The sequence below is a fragment of the Rhodococcus sp. Chr-9 genome (genome assembly GCF_000801125.1).
GTDB classification, from domain to species: Bacteria; Actinomycetota; Actinomycetes; order Mycobacteriales; family Mycobacteriaceae; genus Rhodococcus; species Rhodococcus pyridinivorans.
Genome location: NZ_JTIZ01000008.1, coordinates 35,126 through 52,904 on the forward strand (window position 1 = coordinate 35,126; position 17,779 = coordinate 52,904).

General features: G+C 68.4%; 20 protein-coding genes. 9 read left to right on the forward strand and 11 right to left on the reverse strand.

From position 1 onward, the window contains the following. Positions 1-49: 49 nt before the first annotated feature. Positions 50-664: a redoxin domain-containing protein gene (locus tag QR64_RS00985; RefSeq protein ID WP_006553384.1), complete on the reverse strand. Its 615-nt coding sequence runs from the start codon at positions 662-664 to the stop codon at positions 50-52. A gap of 21 nt (positions 665-685) precedes the next feature. Next, complete coding sequence (locus QR64_RS00990; RefSeq protein ID WP_039583653.1) at positions 686-1,267, reverse strand: MauE/DoxX family redox-associated membrane protein; 582 nt, start codon at positions 1,265-1,267, stop codon at positions 686-688. A gap of 354 nt (positions 1,268-1,621) precedes the next feature. Between QR64_RS00990 and QR64_RS00995 the strand changes: the two genes are divergently transcribed. Together QR64_RS00995 and QR64_RS01000 are read left to right on the forward strand one after the other, a co-directional pair. Beyond that, on the forward strand, positions 1,622-3,136 hold the full coding sequence (locus QR64_RS00995) for an APC family permease (protein ID WP_024102638.1): 1,515 nt from the start codon (positions 1,622-1,624) through the stop codon (positions 3,134-3,136). After that, complete coding sequence (locus tag QR64_RS01000; RefSeq protein ID WP_039583626.1) at positions 3,133-3,891, forward strand: IclR family transcriptional regulator; 759 nt, start codon at positions 3,133-3,135, stop codon at positions 3,889-3,891. Before QR64_RS00995 ends, QR64_RS01000 begins: the two co-directional genes overlap by 4 nt. Here QR64_RS01000 and QR64_RS01005 read toward each other — a convergent pair. The 7 genes from QR64_RS01005 to QR64_RS01035 all read right to left on the reverse strand — a co-directional run bounded on the left by QR64_RS01005 (position 3,875) and on the right by QR64_RS01035 (position 9,847). Continuing rightward, entirely contained in the window at positions 3,875-4,684 is an 810-nt protein-coding gene (locus QR64_RS01005; RefSeq protein ID WP_024102640.1) for an alpha/beta hydrolase, read from the reverse strand. The two genes, QR64_RS01000 and QR64_RS01005, sit on opposite strands and share 17 nt — an antisense overlap. A gap of 86 nt (positions 4,685-4,770) precedes the next feature. Further along, a complete protein-coding gene (locus tag QR64_RS01010) occupies positions 4,771-5,538 on the reverse strand; it encodes an SDR family NAD(P)-dependent oxidoreductase (protein ID WP_006553390.1) in 768 nt (255 codons plus the stop codon). A gap of 130 nt (positions 5,539-5,668) precedes the next feature. Continuing rightward, positions 5,669-6,916: an MFS transporter gene (locus QR64_RS01015; RefSeq protein ID WP_200886441.1), complete on the reverse strand. Its 1,248-nt coding sequence runs from the start codon at positions 6,914-6,916 to the stop codon at positions 5,669-5,671. Continuing rightward, positions 6,913-7,416: a MarR family winged helix-turn-helix transcriptional regulator gene (locus QR64_RS01020; RefSeq protein ID WP_200886442.1), complete on the reverse strand. Its 504-nt coding sequence runs from the start codon at positions 7,414-7,416 to the stop codon at positions 6,913-6,915. Before QR64_RS01020 ends, QR64_RS01015 begins: the two co-directional genes overlap by 4 nt. Before the next feature lie 78 nt (positions 7,417-7,494). Next, positions 7,495-8,193 (reverse strand): TMEM165/GDT1 family protein, encoded by a 699-nt coding sequence (locus QR64_RS01025; RefSeq protein ID WP_006553393.1) that lies wholly within the window; start codon positions 8,191-8,193, stop codon positions 7,495-7,497. Between the two features lie 264 nt (positions 8,194-8,457). Further along, positions 8,458-8,991: a hypothetical protein gene (locus QR64_RS01030; protein ID WP_024102643.1), complete on the reverse strand. Its 534-nt coding sequence runs from the start codon at positions 8,989-8,991 to the stop codon at positions 8,458-8,460. A 232-nt stretch (positions 8,992-9,223) separates the two neighbouring features. Further along, the gene (locus QR64_RS01035) at positions 9,224-9,847 is read right to left on the reverse strand and encodes a superoxide dismutase (RefSeq protein ID WP_006553395.1); all 624 of its coding nucleotides are present in this window, start codon (positions 9,845-9,847) and stop codon (positions 9,224-9,226) included. Between the two features lie 297 nt (positions 9,848-10,144). Between QR64_RS01035 and QR64_RS01040 the strand changes: the two genes are divergently transcribed. The 3 genes from QR64_RS01040 to QR64_RS01050 all read left to right on the forward strand — a co-directional run bounded on the left by QR64_RS01040 (position 10,145) and on the right by QR64_RS01050 (position 12,663). Further along, entirely contained in the window at positions 10,145-11,239 is a 1,095-nt protein-coding gene (locus QR64_RS01040) for an acyltransferase family protein (RefSeq protein ID WP_033097862.1), read from the forward strand. Positions 11,240-11,248: 9 nt separating this feature from the next. Further along, entirely contained in the window at positions 11,249-11,917 is a 669-nt protein-coding gene (gene msrA / locus QR64_RS01045; RefSeq protein WP_006553397.1) for a peptide-methionine (S)-S-oxide reductase MsrA, read from the forward strand. Positions 11,918-12,072: 155 nt separating this feature from the next. After that, positions 12,073-12,663 (forward strand): hypothetical protein, encoded by a 591-nt coding sequence (locus QR64_RS01050; RefSeq protein ID WP_235366950.1) that lies wholly within the window; start codon positions 12,073-12,075, stop codon positions 12,661-12,663. A 31-nt stretch (positions 12,664-12,694) separates the two neighbouring features. Here QR64_RS01050 and QR64_RS01055 read toward each other — a convergent pair whose 3' ends face one another. Then, a complete protein-coding gene (locus QR64_RS01055) occupies positions 12,695-13,630 on the reverse strand; it encodes an LLM class F420-dependent oxidoreductase (RefSeq protein ID WP_039583630.1) in 936 nt (311 codons plus the stop codon). 256 nt (positions 13,631-13,886) lie between these two features. On the opposite strand from QR64_RS01055, the gene QR64_RS01060 reads away from it, so the two are divergent. The 4 genes from QR64_RS01060 to QR64_RS01075 all read left to right on the forward strand — a co-directional run bounded on the left by QR64_RS01060 (position 13,887) and on the right by QR64_RS01075 (position 17,018). Continuing rightward, the gene (locus tag QR64_RS01060) at positions 13,887-14,213 is read left to right on the forward strand and encodes a rhodanese-like domain-containing protein (RefSeq protein ID WP_039583631.1); all 327 of its coding nucleotides are present in this window, start codon (positions 13,887-13,889) and stop codon (positions 14,211-14,213) included. Further along, on the forward strand, positions 14,213-15,268 hold the full coding sequence (locus tag QR64_RS01065; RefSeq protein WP_039583632.1) for a DUF4328 domain-containing protein: 1,056 nt from the start codon (positions 14,213-14,215) through the stop codon (positions 15,266-15,268). The genes QR64_RS01060 and QR64_RS01065 overlap by 1 nt, the downstream gene beginning before the upstream one ends. Then, a complete protein-coding gene (locus tag QR64_RS01070; protein ID WP_016694581.1) occupies positions 15,265-16,038 on the forward strand; it encodes a glycerophosphodiester phosphodiesterase in 774 nt (257 codons plus the stop codon). The genes QR64_RS01065 and QR64_RS01070 overlap by 4 nt, the downstream gene beginning before the upstream one ends. A 62-nt stretch (positions 16,039-16,100) precedes the next feature. Continuing rightward, on the forward strand, positions 16,101-17,018 hold the full coding sequence (locus QR64_RS01075) for a DUF5926 family protein (protein ID WP_006553403.1): 918 nt from the start codon (positions 16,101-16,103) through the stop codon (positions 17,016-17,018). Positions 17,019-17,102: 84 nt separating this feature from the next. On the opposite strand, the gene QR64_RS01080 is transcribed toward QR64_RS01075, so the two are convergent. Further along, positions 17,103-17,648, reverse strand: coding sequence for a ferritin (locus tag QR64_RS01080; RefSeq protein ID WP_229568520.1), 546 nt, complete (start codon positions 17,646-17,648; stop codon positions 17,103-17,105). Positions 17,649-17,779 lie beyond the last annotated feature (131 nt).

The window sequence follows — 17,779 nt, forward strand, 5'->3', positions numbered from 1 at the left end:
AAGGGGATGAGATTCTGCCCGTACCGACGGGGCGGTCGGCGCTCGCAGATCACAGACCGGCTGCGGCGCGAGTCTTGGCTGCCTCGTGCAGGTGCTGCAGCGAGGGCGTGCCGGATTCGAGTGCGTTGAGGAGGGATTCGACCTGCGCCATGTGGTTGCACAGGCCCTTGGCCTGGATCTTGCCGTGCTCGTCGAGGATCACGCCGTACGGAGTGGTGCCCACCTGGTAGGCGATGCCCACATCGCGGGCGTCGACGTAGCTGAGCTCGGCACCGATACCCGAACCGGCAAGGAAACTCTGGTGCTCCTCGGGCGTGCCGTCGGAGATGATGACGACCTCGAGGTCCTTCTCCGCCTTCGCCATCGCCTTGACGCCGGGCAGCAGGCTCTTGCAGGTCGAGCACGACGGCGCGGTGAACAGCAGCAGCTGCGCCTTGTCGCGGTGGCCACCGACGCCGACCTCGCGGCCGAGGTGGTCCTGCAGGCCGCGGAAGCTCGGAGCGACCTGGTCGATCTTCGGGCCGGTGTCCATCATCCGGGCGCCGAGGGGGCCGAGACGCACCTGCACGCGCCCGATCTCGCGGGCGAGGGCGAGCAGCATGAGGAACAGTGCCGCGACGGCGACGGCCAGCACGATGACCGCGATCAGCAGGAAGGTGTTCACAGATTTCTCCGTTCGGATGTGTCAGTACCGCGAGAGGGGCGAGGCGGCACGAAGTTCGATCGAGGCCTTCGTCAGGTGGTCGTCGACCGGGCGTCGGCCCGGATGCACGATCGACCGCAACTGCACCGCGGTGACGACCACGACCAGCACCAGTGCGGCGAGCGCGACGGCGAGGAGGTGCTCGGCGAGCGACGGTGCGCCGGCGGGAACGAGGGCCAGGGCTGCGGAGACGAGCACGAACGCACCGGCCCGCACCGCGTGGAACCACCCGATCCGCGGGATGTCGTGGGAACCGAATGCGAAACAGCCGCAGTCGAGGTCACGACGGCCTCGGAGAAGGTTGATCGTCAGGCCGCCGAAGAAGCACAGGAACAGCAGTGCGGCGCCTGCGGCCGCCCATCGTCCGGCGATGCCGGTGATGAGCGCGGCACCGAGGACGATCTCGGCCCACGGCAGCGCGAACGACACCGCGTCCTCGAGCGGCGCAGGCAGCAGCTTGTACCCGCGCACCGTGCGCAGCAGACCCTGGCGGTCCCGGGTCTTGGGGATGCCGGCGAGCAACAGCGTGCCTCCGACGATCGATGCGATCAGCACCCACAGCATGTGTGCGACCACTCCTTCCGTTTCGCTTCGGGACCTCGTCGAGGTCCCGGCGGATCCCTCGCAGGTGGGGATGGACACATCCTGCTGCGGTCTCGAGTCGGGCGTGCGACGCCGGAGAAACGAACGGGGACACCCTGAACGAGAACGCGAGCCTTCGAATTCAGGGACGTCGGGGCTCGGCGACGTGGGGTTTTGCGTTCGCCCGAGTCCGCGCGGAAGGCGGTGGCGTGATGCACCTCGCATCGCCTCTGCGAGCGGATTCCCACTTGGACGGCACGTCGTGTTCGCGCAGGTAATGCGGCTGTAACAGAACGGGGTTAGCGTCCGGACGAATCCAGTGAAAGGACCACGGCCGTGACGTCAGCACTCCGGGCGGCGATCGACCGCGCGCAGGACGCGGAACCCACCGGGGATCACGTGCGCTCACCCCTGCATGCGCTCGGCCGCCGGCAGTTGTCCCAGCTCGATCTGATCGGGCAGTCGCTGTCGACGATCGCTCCCGCAACCGGAATGGTGTTCATCGCCCTGTGGATGACCGTGAGCGCTCCGGGACTCGGGGGTGTGCTCACCATCGCCGCGACGACCGGCGTCGTCGTGCTGGTCGCATGGTGCATCACGCAGTTCACGCGACGCCTGGCCGCGGCGGGTTCGCTCTACAGTTTCGTCTTCCAGGGACTCGGTACGCGCGCGGCGCTCGTGACGGGCACGGCGCTCATCGTCGGATATCTCGGCATCTCGATCTCCGTGCTGGCCCAGGGAGCACGCACAGTATTGGATCTCGGTGAGCTTGTGGGACTGAATCTTCCGGGGACGGGACCGTGGCTGGTGACGGCGGCGGTGCTCGGTGGGGTCGTCGCCCTGATCGCGATCCGCGGCGTGCGGTTCGCGACCCGCGCGATCCTGCTCGTCGAAACGTGTTCGCTGGTACTGATCGTCGCGACGATGCTGGTCGCGCCGGCGGGCGGAACGACGACAAGCGAACTGCCGGTCTCACCGCTGAGCCTGCTGCCCTTCCTGGCGCTCATGACCGTCCTGTCCATGGCCGGATTCGAGAGCGCGGCGTTCTTCGGGCCCGAGGCCCGTCGGCCGCTCGTCACGGTCAGCCGGACGGTGCTGATCACCCCTCTCGTCGTCGGGGCGCTGTTCGTCTTCACGGCCGTCGCCTCGCTGACCGGGCGTGGATCGCTCATCATCGGAGCGTATTTCGACGGTGTCGACTCCGGTGCGTCGTGGGCGGTCGTGCTCGCCGTGAAGACGGGCATGGCGTGCTCGTGGTTCGCGTCGACACTCGGCTGCGCACAGGCAGGCTCGAGGCTCCTGTACTCGATGGGTGTCGAACGGGTGCTGCCGTCCGCTCTGGCCCGCGTACACGGCACCCTGCGCACCCCCTACCTCGCGGTGACGACGTTCGTCGCGGTGAGTGTCGCGGGTGCCGTCCTGTACACCCTGGTGGCGGAAGCGGATTCGTCCGTCTTCGACGGTGTCGTCGAGGTCGCGCTGGTCGCGGCGTACACGCTGGTCGCGGTGGCATCCCTGCGGTTCCTGCACCGCATCGGTGAGGACACCACGTGGACGCGGGTCGCGGCGGTGTTCGTCGCGTTGCTCGGTGGTGGTCTGCTGGTGGCCACGGCCGTCGACGGGGTCACGCACTCGCTGCTCGTCGTGCCGGTGGCGCTCGTCGCGCTCCTGGTGTCGGGACCCGTCTGGCGCGCGGTGCTGCGCCGGCTCCGCCCGCAGAGCCTCGCGACGATCGGAGCATTCGACACCGTCGAGACCTCGGATCTGCTGCCGGGTGCGGGGACACTGGTCCTCGACGAGCACGGGCGGCCGCGGATCGTCACGGGGGGCATACAGGAGGAGCGGATGTGACCGCCCACGTGCCGATCCGGTCCTCCGAGACTACTTTCGGAGGACGACAACCCCACGCCGTGCAGAAGGCGCTGGGGATGCTCGAGGCCGTCGCACAGCTCGGTCCCGGCACCACCGCCAAGGAGATCGCCACGTTCGCCGGAGTGCCTCCCGCCACCGCCTACCGGATGCTGAACCTGCTCGTCGCGGACGGCTATCTCGTGCGTGTCCCCGACCTGTCGGGTTTCGCGCTCGGTCGTCGCACCGCCGAACTCGCCCAGGCCGCAGCGGAATCCACCCCGTCCGAGTCGCTCCACGACGTGATGGAGGACCTGCGGGGGTGCACGCGTTTCGGATTGCACGTCGCGTCCTTCGCCGGGAGCCGGCTCCGCTTCGTCGACCAGGATCCGGACCACGAGATCGTCGCCATCACCACGCTGTCGAAGTCGTTGCACGCCAATGCCATCGGCAAGCTGATGCTGGCACACGTGCCGGGGGCGGCTCCGGATGCCGAGTTTCGCCGGCTCACCGAGTTCACGATGTGCGAGCGCGAGTCGCTGGCGCGGGAGCTGCGCGACATCATCTCGTCCGGTTACGCGAAGGAGTGCCAGGAGACCCGGCTGGGCAGGGCGGCGCTGGCCGTCCCGATCCGCGACTCGTCGTCCTTCGTCGTCGGCGGCCTGTACCTGCACGGGTCGGCCGCGAAGGTGCAACCCGATCCCGATCTGGTGAGATTCCTCGTCGACGGCTCCGCCAGGCTCACAGGCCTGCTCTGAGCCGGATCAGTGCGTCCACCACGGGCGCGCCGAACATCGGCGGATCGTTGTGTTCGAGACCGTCGAGCTCGACCCGCTCGTGCAGCCATCGGGCGGCATCGGCGACTGCCGAGCTCTGGGCCGGCGGGACGATGCTGTCGGCGGTGCCGTAGACGACCGTGATCGGCACGTCGATGTGGCCGACGAGTTCGGCGACGGGGAACTCGTCCTTCAACAGTGCGGCGGGCACGAAGGGATAGTGGTGCCGGGCCACGGCGGCGAGATCGGTGAACGGCGAGCGCAGCAGCATCCCGGCGGGAGGTTCGTCGACGGCGAGCGCGGTGACCACGGCGCAGCCGAGGCTCTCCCCGAAGTACAGCACCCGGGCGGGGTCGACGTCGTCGCGTGAACGGAGATGCTCGAGGGCCGCGCGGGCGTCGGCGGCGAGACCCTCCTCGGTGGGGGCGCCGGGATTGCCGCCGTACCCGCGGTAGTCGAACAGGAGCGTCGAGAAACCCGCCGCGGCGAGGTCGGCGGCGGTGTCGACGCGGCCGAGTCGGTTGCCGCCGTTACCGGGAGCGAGGAGAACCGTGAAGCCGGCTCCGGGGCCGTCGGGAGCGCGACCGGGCACGAACCAGGCGTCGAGCGCGAGACCGTCGGAGGTGGTGAGCACGACGTCCTCCGCACCGGGCAGGACGGTCGCGGCGGACGGGGGAGTGGAGCTGTCGGGCAGGTAGATCAGGCGTCGTTGCAGCGCCCACCCGGCGACGCCGACGAGCGCGACGACGAGCACCACGGCGAGAACGATCCGCATGGGTCCGGTCTAACGCATGTGCGCGTTCCCGGCAGCCGGAACTGCCGGAAACGCGCACGGAAGAGGCGGGGTTACCGGAGGAAGGGTTACCGCGGCGCCATGCGCAGCGCGCCGTCCATGCGGATGGTCTCACCGTTGAGGTAGTCGTGCTCGACGATCATCTGCGCGAGCTGCGCGTACTCGGCGGGCTGGGCGAGCCGCGACGGGAACGGCACACCGGCCTCGAGGCCCTTGCGGTACTCCTCGGTGACACCGGCGAGCATCGGGGTGTCCACGATGCCGGGGGCGATGGTGTTGACGCGGATGCCGAACTGCGCGAGGTCGCGTGCGGCGGGGACGGTCATGCCGTGCACGCCACCCTTCGACGCGGAGTACGCGATCTGACCGATCTGGCCCTCGAACGCCGCCACCGAGGCGGTGTTGATGACGACGCCGCGCTGACCCGACTCGTCGACCGTCTCGGTCTTGGAGATCGCGTCGGCCGCGAGGCGCATGACGTTGAAGGTGCCGAGCAGGTTGACGGTGATGACCGTGCGGAACAGCTCGAGGTCGTGCGGGCCGTTCTTCGACAGGATGCGGCCGGCCCAGCCGACACCGGCGCAGTTGACGACGATGCGCAGCGGAACACCCGACTCGACGATGCGGTCGACGGCGGCCTGCACCTCGTCGCCGCTGGTCACGTCGGTGGCGAGGAGCGTGACACCCGCGGGTGCGGCATCGCCGACGCGGTCGATGGACTGCTGCAGGTCGAGGCCGAAGACGGTGGCTCCGGCGTCGGCGAGACGGCGTGCGGTTGCGGCGCCGAGACCGGATGCGGCGCCGGTCACCAGTGCGGCGGATCCCTGAATCTCCACTGTTCGTATCTCCTGTCCCGAGCCGAGGGCTGCGTGAACCCGACGGGTTCGGGCTCGTTGGCACCGAGTCCGACTCCGTCGGGTTCTCTCACAGAGCCCTACGGCGTGTGAGTGTCGTTCGTCACGAACCCTAACCGGTCACGGCCGCGGGTTCCGCGGGGGTCGCGGTCCGGCGGCGCAGTGCGACGACTCCCATCGCCGCGGCGACGAGACACGCGACGGCACCGAGCAGCAATCCGGCCCGGCCACCCCACTGCTCGCAGACCCATCCGGCGATGGGACCGCCGATGGCCGTGGAGCCGAGGAAGGCGACCGACCACAGGGCCATCACCCGTCCGCGCATCGTCGGCGCGGAGGCGAGTTGCAGCGAACTGTTGGTGGTGGACGTGAACGTCACGCTCAGTGCGCCCACGATCACCATGAGCACGATGAGCGTGGTCAGGTTCGGGGCCGCGGCGGCGACCGCCATGGCGATGCCGAACGCGAGGGAGGTGAGGATCAGCGGCCGGGTTCCGGTGCGACCCCAGGTGGCGACGGCGAGGCCCCCCACCACCGATCCGGCGCCCATCGCGGCGGTGAGGAAGCCGTAGGCCCCGGCACCGGCAGCGAAGGTGTGGTCGGCCAAGACCGGCAGAACCACCTGGAACTCGAAGGCCAGACATCCGACGAGCGCCATCATCGACAGCGGGACGGCCAGGTCGGGCGTGCTGCGGACGTAGGCGAAACCCTCACGCAGCTGTCCCTTCGCGCGGGCGGCGGCGGGGGAGCGCTGGAGCCGGGAGACGTCGAGTTGCAGCAAGGAGGTGACGACGGCAACGAAGCTCGCGGCGTTGAGCAGGAAGCACACGCCGAGTCCGCCCGCGGCGATGACCAGGCCGGCGACGGCCGGGCCGATCATGCGGGAGCACGAGGCGAGGACCGACTGCAGGCTCACGGCGTTCCGCAGATCCTCCGGACCGACCAGTTCGAGCATGAACGACTGTCGGGCGGGGTTCTCGAAGCACTGGTTGAGGCCGAGCGCGACCGCCAGGACGTAGACGTGCCACAGGGCGATCGTGTCGGTGACGACGAGCAGCCCCAGGATCAGGGCCTGCACACCCATGAGGGTCTGCAACCCGATCATGAGCCGGCGTTTGTCGGAGCGGTCGGCGACCACGCCGCCGTAGGGGCCGAGCAGCAGCATCGGCACGGTCTGCAGTGCGAGCACGATGCCGATGGCGGTCGCGGAGCCGGTGAGCTGCAGGACGAGCCACGACTGCGCGACCGTCTGCATCCACGTGCCGATGAGCGAGACGGCCTGGCCGCTGATGTAGAGGCGGAAGTTGGGGCCGCGCAGGGCGGCGAAGGTCTGTCCTCTGATGTCGGCGAGCATTGTCACGGGCGACCCCTCCCGGCGGAGGGGCGCGGTGAATCGGCGACGCGCTGCGAGAGTGCCTCGAGGGCGGGCAGTGCGTCGTGCAGAGCTTCGAGGTGCCGGTCGCTCAGTTCGGTGAGGTGACGGGCGAACAGGGCGGTGCGGCGGTCGCGCAGTTCCGCCGAGAGTGCGGCACCGGCGGGAGTGATGTGGACGCGGACGACACGCTTGTCGTCGGTGTCGGGGGACCGGGTGAGCAACCCGGCGTCTTCGAGTTTGCTTACCATGCGCGAACACATGGTGGGGTTGAGCCCTTCGATCTCCGCGAGGTCGCGGACTCCGATCGTCTCGTGGCGGGCGACGGTTGTGAGGAGGGTCGACTGCGAACGCGTCAGCCCTTCCTCCGAGGCGAACATGCCCATGCGGCGGGAGATCCGTCCGATCGCGATACGCAGACGATGGACGTCTTCCGCGTCGAACGGAGGAGTTTCGGATCGAGGGGTGCTGTCCGTGAGTTCAGACATGGAACCACCTCCGAATTTATTTGCCTATCGGCAAGCATACTCCTGTGCAGAGTGGAAAGACACTGTTCGGAACGATGATCAGGGACGCATGAGCGCCGGGGCCTCGTCCTCCGTGACACGGCGGGCGCGCCGGCGGACGACCACCATCGCGGCGACGGACAGCAGCAGGGCCACCGCGCCGGCGATCGGTCCGACGACGCCGGTCGCCGGGAACAGGCCGTCGCCGAGCATCCACGCGCCGAAGCCGAAGAACAGGGCGGAAGCACCGTAGCGAATGGCGTTGTCGGGAAGATGCCGGCCGAACACGGCACCGATGACGATGGCCAGCGCGTCGGCGGCGACCATGCCGACGGTGGACCCGATCCACACCCCGGCCCAGTTGTTGTCGGTCGCGAGCGTGATGGTCGCGAGCATCGTCTTGTCGCCGAGTTCGGCGAGGAAGAACGCCGAGGTCACGGCGAGGAAGGCGGAGCGCGCGACGCGTCCGGCCTTGGACTGCTCGTCGTCGTCGAGGGAGTCGCCGCGCAGCGTCCACGCGCCGAAGATCAGGAAGGCGATGCCGCCGACGATGGAGATGGCGGTCGCGGGGATCGCGACACCCAGATAGTGCCCGACAGCCACTGACACGAGGTGCACCGCGGTGGTCGCGAACAGGATCCCCGACAGGACGACCCACCAGCGATACCGCAGGGCGAAGGTCATCGCCATGAGCTGGGATTTGTCGCCGAGTTCAGCGACGAAGACGACTGCGAAGGACAGGACGAGCGCGGACCACATATGCGTTTCCTCCTTTCGTATGGAGGAAACGGGGCTTCCTCCGGACGCCGGACGCACGGTGCGACCAGCGGCCGAAGGTCTCGCCCACCGGAGGATGATCCGGTCCGCGGGGCCGGGCAGTGCCGTTGTCGGGCGCCGCCAGTATGTCGACCCTGCGATTGGGGGCTACTCCCCTTCGCCGACGACAACGTTAGCCCGGCGAACCGAATTCTGTAAAGGCAATGCTAACTTTAGGAGAACCGAACTCTCGTTTTCAGGGCGCCCTCACGAAGCGAGCAGCATGGCCAGAATCGCGGTGTCGGGGTCGTTGCCCGGATCCACTCCCACCTTGCTGACCAGTGCCGTCACCGTGCCGTCCGGTTCGGCCTCGACCCACGCGGCGCGATGCTCGAGCCCGAGATGTGGGATCCCGGGGAGCAGCACGCAGCCCGAGGCGGCGCCGGCGTTCTCCGGCAGTGACGGCGTCGTCTCCGACGGCGGATGCAGCATGATCAGTGCCGGCGGCTGATGCTCGGCGAACCGTCCGGGCTGCACGGCACGCTCGCCGAGCACCGGACCTTCGGCGACCACGAGGCCCACGGTTCCGGGCTCGGGGTCGTCGGGCAGTTCTTCTTTGACCCCGAACACCGTCGAGGTGGGCAGCAGTCCCGGCAGCGACGCGATCCGCACCGTCATCGCCAGCACCTGGGCCCATTCGCGGGTGGTCGCGGGCCATCTGCCCGAGACGACGAAACCTCGAAGCGACCCGGCGGACTGGAATGCGGACAGCTCGATGCGGCTGTGTTCCTCGGCGTTCATCCCACTCCTCCCTCTCGGTCGGTAAGGGGAGAATGCCCGTTTTCTTCGTTGGCACACAAGAGGTGTCGAGTGCCAGCACTGCCGCTACACCTCTTGCTATCCGCCTCGGCAATTGCTGCGGCGGATAGCGATTCCTGTAGCGGATAGGAAAGACCAGGCCCGGAGACGACGAAGGGCGCCGGTGTCCCGGCGCCCTCGCTGTCGGTCTCGCGACCTGTATGACCGATCCGTACTAGACGATCAGGCCCGAGGTGGCGGTGCGAGCGCGCTCGAAGCGAGCCTGCACGTCCGCCCAGTTGACGATGTTCCAGAAGGCCTTGACGTAGTCGGCCTTGACGTTCTGGTACTGCAGGTAGAAGGCGTGCTCCCACATGTCGAGCATGAGCAGCGGGGTCAGGCCGATCGGGATGTTGCCCTGCTGGTCGTACAGCTGGACGATGATCAGACGCTGTCCGATCGAATCCCACGCGAGGATCGACCAGCCGGAGCCCTGGATGGAGTTCGCGTTCGCGGAGAAGTGATCGCGGAACTTATCGAACGAACCGAAGGCATCGTCGATCGCAGCAGCGAGCTCACCCTCGGGCTTGTCGCCACCCTCGGGGGAGAGGTTGTTCCAGAAGACGGAGTGGTTGGTGTGACCACCCAGGTGGAAGGCGAGGTCCTTCTCGAGCTTGGTCGCCTGGGCCGCCATGGTGCCGTTCTCGCGGGCCTCGGCCAGCTTCTCGAGAGCGGTGTTCGCACCGGCGACGTAGGTGGCGTGGTGCTTCGAATGGTGCAGCTCCATGATCTTCGCCGAGATGTGCGGCTCGAGCGCTGCGTAGTCGTAGGGCAAGTCCGGAAGTGTGTATTCAGCCACGAAGGGTCCCTTCTTCACCGGGCCGTCCGGCCCGTGCAGTTATTCCGTACCTTCTCGGGTTTCCACCCAAGTCCATAACTACACCGTCCGCAACATTCCCCGTAATGCGGACACGATCGGACCGCGACTGTGTCGGAGAGCACCCGGAACGGCCCACGCGTCCGGAAAATAGCTCTCACCAGCGCAAACAGTCGGATATCGGGACCATCGGCAACGGCTGCGTGAACGGGACCTTAACATTGGCGCGTGTTTCGGCCCTTCCTGAACGAACCGACACGCGGGGCCGATGCACCGCGTGTGGATCTGCCGGGCGTCGATGTCGTCCGGTTCGTCGCGGTCGCGGCCGTGCTCTACTCCCACATCGCCTTCTACCTGATCGACGACCTCGGGACGGGCTGGTGGGGCATCGACCTCACCTACGAGGTACTCGTCAAGGGCGCCGGCCTCAACCAGCACCTGTCGTCCGTCGGGGTGACGGCGTTCATGATGCTCACGGGCATGCTCGTCACCCGGTCCGCGATCCGGCAGGACCGCCGGAAGTTCCTCATCGCCCGGGCCGCGCGGCTCCTGCCGGCCTTCTGGGTGGCGATCCTCGCCGCGGTCGTGCTCGTGTGGCTCGGCATCAACGGCACCTTCAGCGGCCACACCACGGTGTCGGTCTCCGAGGCGTTCCTGTCCTTCTTCCTGGCTGCGTTCTTCCTGAAACCACAGGTGATCGTGCTCGGCGTGGTGTGGACGCTCGCCGCACAGATCTCGTTCTACCTGTGGTGCGTGGCGGGACGGTCGCTGCTGCGGACGGCGCCGGTGGCGGTGCCGATGCTCGGCGCCGTGCTGTGCATGCTGGTGCTCCTCTACAACCTGTACGTGCCCGAGCCGTACACGGTGCCGTTCCTGTCGAAGATCGCGTCGACGCTGCCGACCTTGTTCCTGGGGCAGATCGTGTACTTCGGCTGGGCCGGCCTGATTTCGCTGCGCGCCCTGCTGGCGGCGATGTTCGCGCAGATCGCGGTGATCGTGATGGCCACGGACATCAACGTCTACTGGTCGGGCAGCCGCTATCTGTGGACGGTGACGGTGGTCTTCGCGGCGATCGTGCTGGTCGCGCGGTACGACGGGCGCCTCGCGCGCTCGACCGTCGTCTCCTGGGTCGCGACTCGCAGCTACTGCATCTACCTGACCCACACCCTCGTGATGTACCGGATCTACGAGAACACCGTGGGCATCGTCGGCACGACCGCGGCGATCGTGCTGCTGCTGATCGGCTGCGGTCTCGTCGCCGAGGTGCTGTACCGCAGCGTCGAGGTTCCGGCTGCGCACTGGATCAAGAGCCGCTGGCTCGCGCCGAAGCAGGTCGCTTCCGACGAACGGACTGTCGCTCCGACCCGCGCGTAGCATCGGGTCATGTCCTGGTTCGACGAGATCCTCGCCCGTGCAGGTTCGAAGTCGCAGATGGTGACGCGCGAGGACGCGCTCCCCGGTCGCGCCGAACCGCTGCCCGTCCCCGAGACCCACTACGTCAACGGCAACCGCATCGTTCCCCCCTTCCCCGAGGGCCTGCAGGCCGCAGTCGTCGGCATGGGTTGCTTCTGGGGCGCCGAGAAGGAGTTCTGGCAGCTCGACGGCGTCTACTCGACCGCGGTCGGCTATTCCGGCGGCTACACCCCCAACCCCACCTACGAGGAGGTGTGTTCCGGCCGGACCGGGCACACCGAGGTGGTGCTCGTCGTCTTCGACCCGAAGGTGATCGGCTACGAACACATCCTGCAGCAGTTCTGGGAGAACCACGACCCCACCCAGGGCATGCGGCAGGGCAACGACCACGGCACCCAGTACCGCTCGGCGATCTACACCCACGACGAGACGCAGATCGAGGTCGCCGAGGCCACGGCCGAAGCGTTCGGCAAGCGACTGGCCGACGCCGGATACGGGCAGATCACCACGGAGATCGCCCCGCTCACGCAGTTCTACTACGCGGAGGACTACCACCAGCAGTACCTCGCGAAGAATCCCAACGGCTACTGCCCCGTCCACGCCACCGGCGTGAGTTGCCCGGTGGGCCTCGGCGCCTGAGAGAGCGTCGGGCTCAGGGTTCGACGGTGTCGCGCACCACATCTCCGCTCGCAGTGCGAGTGTGAGATGCGTTGGCGTTCCTTGAACTTCCCCGAAGGCGGACGCATTCTGGAAGAAGGGATCATTCCAGAGGGGGAAAGGGACGGCTTGCCGACATGACGACCAGAGCGGGGTATCTGCGGCGCACACGGCGAAGTCTGCGCAGGCGGGATCCGCTCGTGCGTCGCACCGACAAGCTCGAGGCGCGCTGCTTCACCCTCATGATCGCCGTGATGGCGATCCTGATCCCCGTCGCGGTGTGGCTGTCCGCCACCATGTGGAGCTCCCAGCTCGAACTCTCCGAGAAGCAGAACGCCGAACGTGTCAGCGTCACGGCCGTCCTCGACGCCGATGCCCTGAGCGACTCCTCCGGATGGGGCGAGACCGTGAAGATCTCCTCGGCCCCCGCGACCTGGGGTTGGGGCGACGAGACGCGCCACGCGCTCGTCCAAGTGGACAGTCTCGCGACCGCGGGCAGCGAGGTGCAGGTCTGGGTCGAGGCGAGCACCGGCGAATACACGCAGCCCCCGCTGACCACCTCCGCCGCGAAGTTCACCGCCGTGCTGTTCGGGGTGTGGTTGTGGACGTTCTCCGCCGCCGCCGCGGCCGGGCTGTTCGCCCTCGCGCACTGGCGTCTCGAGGTGCGGCGCAGCCGCGAGTGGAGCCGGGACATCGAAGCGTTCCTCGGCTCCACCAGCAGCCACTGACCCGGCTAGGACTGCAGGCACCGCCTGCGCGTCAGAGATCCGCGACGGCGGGCATGACCTCGTTCGCCACCAGTTCGAGGTGCTCGAGATCGGCGAGATCGAGGACCTGCAGGTAGATGCGCTGCGTCCCGGCCTCGGCGAAGGTGCGGATCTTTTCGATCAACTCCTGCGGCGTGCCCGCGAGTCCGTTCTCCCGCAGTTCGTCGACCTCACGGCCGATCCGTGCCGCGCGACGCGCGATCTCGTCCTCGTCCCGGCCGCAGCACAGCACGAGTGCGTTCGAGTAGGTCAGTTCCTCGGGGTCGCGTCCGGCATCCCGGCAGGCCGAGCGCACCCGCTCGAACAGGACCTTCGTCTCGTCCAGCGACTTGAACGGCATGTTGAACTCGTCGGCGTAGCGCGCCGCCAGTGCCGGCGTGCGCTTCTTGCCTGCGCCGCCCATGACGATCGGTGGGTGGGGACGCTGGTACGGCTTCGGCAGCGCCGGGGAGTTCTCGATCCGCACGTGCTCGCCCTCGTACGAGAACGTCTCGCCTTCGGGGGTGTCCCACAGGCCGGTGATGACCGCGAGGGACTCCTCGAAGCGGTCGAACCGCTCCTTCAGCGTGGGGAAGGGGATGCCGTAGGCGAGGTGCTCCTCCTCGAACCAGCCGGCTCCGAATCCGAAGTCGACGCGTCCGCCGCTCATGGCGTCGACCTGCGCGACGGAGATCGCGAGCGGGCCGGGGTACCGGAAGGTCGCCGAGGTGACGAGCGTGCCGAGGCGGATCGTCGACGTGTCGCGGGCGAGACCGGCCAGCGTGATCCATGCGTCCGTCGGTCCGGGCAGGCCCTCGGCGTTCATGGCCAGGTAGTGGTCGGAGCGGAAGAACGCGCCGTAGCCGAGTCGTTCCGCGGTCTGTGCGACGGCGAGGAGGTCGTCGTAGGTGGCGCCCTGCTGGGGTTCGGTGAAGATGCGTAATTCCATGACCCGATCATTTCAGCGACGGACCCGGCGCGGGCCATCGGCGGGTGCTTGTCCACTGTGAGATGTCTCGAGCGTGATTCCCCATGCGTGGATAGGCCTGTTGATGAACCTGTGGAAACTGTGGATAACTCCAGCGGATGGGTTGATGGGGAGTGTTGTGGAAGACCCACCTGCCCCACCTGCGGACAGTATCGGTACGACCACACCCACATCCGTTCACGCCGCGTGCCACTATTGAGACGTGAGCTTTTCCGACGTGCCCACCGTGTCGGTCGACCTGGTACCCGAACTCGGCGACGAGGTCGTCCTCCTCGACGTCCGCGAGGACGACGAATGGGAACTCGGACACGCCCCCGGCGCGCTGCACATTCCGCTCGCCGACGTGCCCGCCCACATCGAGGAACTCGACCCCGACGCCGAGATCTACGTGATCTGCAGGCAGGGCGGCCGCTCCCTCGGAGCGGTCGAGTACCTGGCCAGCATCGGGTACGAGACCTTCCAGGTCGCGGGCGGCATGGTGGCGTGGCAGAAGCACGGACTCCCGCTCGTCTCCGAGCGCGACGAACCGGCAAAGATCTATTGATGTCGGCCTATCAGATCTGTGTGCGCTGTGAGAATCGCTGGCCGGTGACATATCAGCCGCGGCAGTGGTGCCCGGCCTGCCGCGGTGTGCTGCTCTCACCCGTCGCCCCCGACGGGACGGTTCCTCCGTCGCGCCGTAACTTCCGCTGGGTCGCGCGACCCGCGGGTGGTGCTCCGACGACCGAACCGACGTCGCCTGCGCACGGGTGTCCGGCTCCCGAGACCCCGTCCTATCGTGAGATGCCCCGCTGGGGACTGCTCGATCCGCTCCCGGACGAGGCCGTCGAACCCGATCGCGCCGAGACCGCCGCCGACTTCGCGCCGACGCTGCTCGTCGGCACCGCCGTCGTCTTCGGTCTCGCGGCGGTCGCCGAGGCCGTCCGGTACGGAGTGTTGCTGTACAACCGCACCCGTCTCGTCGACCCGCTCGTGCTCGCGTTGTCGGATGCCGCGGTGTGGGCGACCCAGGTGGTCGGGCCGGTCGTGGCGCTGGCCGCGGCGGTCGCATCCGGATTGCGGTTGATCGACCTGCGCCGGCGCATCTACGCCGAGCGTGGTCTCGCCGAGTCGCGGTCGCCGCTGTCCATCCTCGCGGGGCTGGTCGTTCCGGGCCTCAACCTCGCGATGCCCGGTGTCTTCCTCACCGAGATCGCCGACCGCGACCCGCGGTTGCTCCGCGCGATCCGCACCTGGTGGGTGCTGTGGGTGGTCAACGGTGTGCTCATGGTGGCGCTGCTCGCGTGGCGTCAGCGCGACACCCTGCAGGCCCGCGCCGACGGCGTCCTGCTCACCGCCGTCCTCGCGGCGCTCGGGACGGTCGTCGCGCTGTCGACCCTGCACGTCCTGCGCCTGTTCGACGACGCCGACCTGTGGGGACGGCCGCTGCGCCGTCGCCGCTTCACCCACGCGGCAGGTCCGGCCTCGTCGCCGATCGCGCCCATCGTCCCCGCCGCCGTGCGCGAGCAGGAACAGGCCCGCGAAGAACAGGACGACGCTCCGGAATCGGCCGGAGAACGAGCGGACGACGAGGAGCGCGTTGAGGCGGTGGCGCCGTGACCCGCAGCGCGCATCCCCGGGTCGTCGCGCATCGCGGTGCGTCCGCCGCCCTCCCGGAACACACGATCGGCGCCTACGAGCTCGCGTTGAAGGAAGGTGCCGACGGCGTCGAATGCGACGTGCGGCTCACCCGCGACGGTCACCTCGTGTGCGTGCACGACCGCACGATCGACCGCACCTCGAACGGCACAGGTGTCGTCAGCGAGATGACCCTCGACGAGCTCGCGCAGTACGACTACGGACGCCCCGGCGAGCCCGCCGACCTGCTCACGCTGCGGCAACTGCTCGAACTCGTCATGGACTTCACGAGTGTCCCGGTGAAGGTCTTCGTCGAGACCAAGCATCCCGTCCGCTACGGCGGTCTCGTGGAGAGCAAACTGCTCGCCGAACTGGCCCGCTTCGGTCTCGCGACCCCGGCATCGGCCGATTTCTCCCGGGTGGTGGTGATGTCGTTCGCGGCGGGGGCCGTCTGGCGCATCCGCCGGGCCGCGCCGCTGCTGCCCACCGTGTTGCTGGGGGAGACCTCGCGCTACCTGCGCGGCAGTGCCGCGACCACCGTCGGCGCGACCGCTGTCGGTCCCTCGATCGCGACGCTGCGCGAGCACCGCGATCTCGTCGACCGGGCTGCGCTGTCGGGCCGGGCCACCTACTGCTGGACCGTCGACGACCCCGCCGACGTCGAACTGTGCCGCGAGCTGGGCGTCGAGTGGGTCGCCACCAACCATCCCGGGCGCACCAAGCTGCAGCTCGACGCCGCCTTCGATCGGTGAGCACCCCCACCCGGTCCCGCGACCTCGACATCGCGACACGGGTCGCCGTGTAGTTTGACGCCGTGGCCAAGAAGAGCAAGAGAAACAGCGGACCCAAGCCCGGCAGCAACCGCGCCGCGAAGCTCGAGCAGCGCCGACTCGAGCGGGAAACAGCGGCCGCCGCGACGTCCCGGCCCTTCGAAGGACTCGCCTTCGAATGCGATCTCGTGGCACTGCGCGAGTTCGTGCCGTCGGCCCTCGCGGAGCTGCCCGCGGCCGAGGACGGCCGTCGCGTCGTGGGTGCGACCATCCTCCCCGGCGGGGTAGCGGCCCTGGTCCGCGAGGAGAACGGTGAGCCGGTCGCGTACGTCGGCCTGCAGCTCGCCACCGGCTTCGGCCCGGACCCGGCGGGTGAACTGGCCGCGGCCCTGTACTGGGCGCACACGGCCGAGCCGGGCTCGTCGCTGCAGGTCGCGAGTGTCGACGACGACACCCCGCCGTTGGCCGAGCTGATCGACCCGGCAGCCGTGCCGGCGATCACCGTCCACAACGACTTCGACTGGTGGATCCCGGCCGGTGTCGAACCGAGCGCCGAGATCGCGCACACCGTCAAGCACGCGAACGAAGCCGTGCTGCCGTCCGCGCGTCTCGAAGGCGACGGTCTCCGCGGCGCGTGGTGGGTCGATCCGGGCGAGAAGGCGCACCTGCGCTGGGTGCGCCCCGAGGACGAGGACGCGCTGATGGCGGCGCTGTCGCGCGTGCACGCGGCGGGCGGTCTGCACCTCGGTGAGGGATCGCGGTTCGCTGGTTCGTTCCGCACCCACGGTCTGCTGGTGCCGGTCTTCGACCTCGACCGCGAGAAGCACCCCGACGAATGGGTCACCCCGACCATCGAGTTCGGGCAGCGCCTCGACGAGGCCCTCGCCGTGGACGAACCGCTCACCGCCGCCGAGCGCCGGTCGCGCGACGGCCTGCGCAGCCGCCAGGTCACCCTGCGCTGACCCGCTCACGACAGCACGAAGGCCACCTCCTGCGGGAGGTGGCCTTCGTCGTTCCGGGTGGGCTGTCCCCGGATGGAGGAACGATCAGATGGCGCCGCCGGCGGCGAGCGGGGCATTGCCGCGCGGCTCGCGCACCTTCGAGTTGAGCTCGCGGGCCACGAAGTCCTCGAGGTTGAAGAGGTTGGAACCGGCACGGTCGGCCACGGTCAACAGGGTCGTCATCGTCGCAACCTCCTCGACCTGTTCCTGCAGGAACCACTGCATGAACTGCTCGCCGAGGTAGTCGCCCTCGTCGCGCGCGGTGCGGGCGAGCTCGACGATCTGGTCGGTGACCTTCTTCTCCTGGGCGAGGGCCAGCGCGATCGGCTCGCGGGCATCCTCGAACATCGACTGCACCGCGTCGACGCCGGTGAGGTCGACGGCCATGTCGCGGTCCAGGAAGTACTGGACGATCATCATGGCGTGGTTGCGCTCCTCGACGGCCTGCGCGTAGAAGTGCTTCGCCAGCTGCGGGAGATCGGTGTTGTCGTAGAAGACCGCGATGGCGATGTACTGATGCGACGCCGTGAACTCGTGGCGGATCTGGTCGTGCAGCAGCGTGTGGAACTTGGTCTTGGTCATGTCGCCCATCGTCGTCATGATCACGACGTTAGTGCAGGTCAACGCGCTTTTCATCCAAGCCTTGGCTACCCTTGGGCAACGCAGCATCGGCTACCCTACGGAAAATTCGGACAGCCTTCCCCAAGATCGACGACGATTCG

Excerpts from the sequence above, each read along its gene's own strand:
- QR64_RS00990 (WP_039583653.1), bottom strand. The coding sequence starts at position 1,267 with ATGCTGTGGGTGCTGATCGCATCGATCGTCGGAGGCACGCTGTTGCTC.
- QR64_RS01005 (WP_024102640.1), bottom strand. The coding sequence starts at position 4,684 with ATGCGGATCGTTCTCGCCGTGGTGCTCGTCGTCGCGCTCGTCGGCGTC.
- QR64_RS01020 (WP_200886442.1), bottom strand. The coding sequence starts at position 7,416 with ATGTCTGAACTCACGGACAGCACCCCTCGATCCGAAACTCCTCCGTTC.
- QR64_RS01025 (WP_006553393.1), bottom strand. The coding sequence starts at position 8,193 with ATGTGGTCCGCGCTCGTCCTGTCCTTCGCAGTCGTCTTCGTCGCTGAA.
- QR64_RS01030 (WP_024102643.1), bottom strand. The coding sequence starts at position 8,991 with ATGAACGCCGAGGAACACAGCCGCATCGAGCTGTCCGCATTCCAGTCC.
- msrA (WP_006553397.1), top strand. The coding sequence starts at position 11,249 with ATGTCCTGGTTCGACGAGATCCTCGCCCGTGCAGGTTCGAAGTCGCAG.
- QR64_RS01050 (WP_235366950.1), top strand. The coding sequence starts at position 12,073 with ATGACGACCAGAGCGGGGTATCTGCGGCGCACACGGCGAAGTCTGCGC.
- QR64_RS01055 (WP_039583630.1), bottom strand. The coding sequence starts at position 13,630 with ATGGAATTACGCATCTTCACCGAACCCCAGCAGGGCGCCACCTACGAC.
- QR64_RS01065 (WP_039583632.1), top strand. The coding sequence starts at position 14,213 with ATGTCGGCCTATCAGATCTGTGTGCGCTGTGAGAATCGCTGGCCGGTG.
- QR64_RS01080 (WP_229568520.1), bottom strand. The coding sequence starts at position 17,648 with ATGGGCGACATGACCAAGACCAAGTTCCACACGCTGCTGCACGACCAG.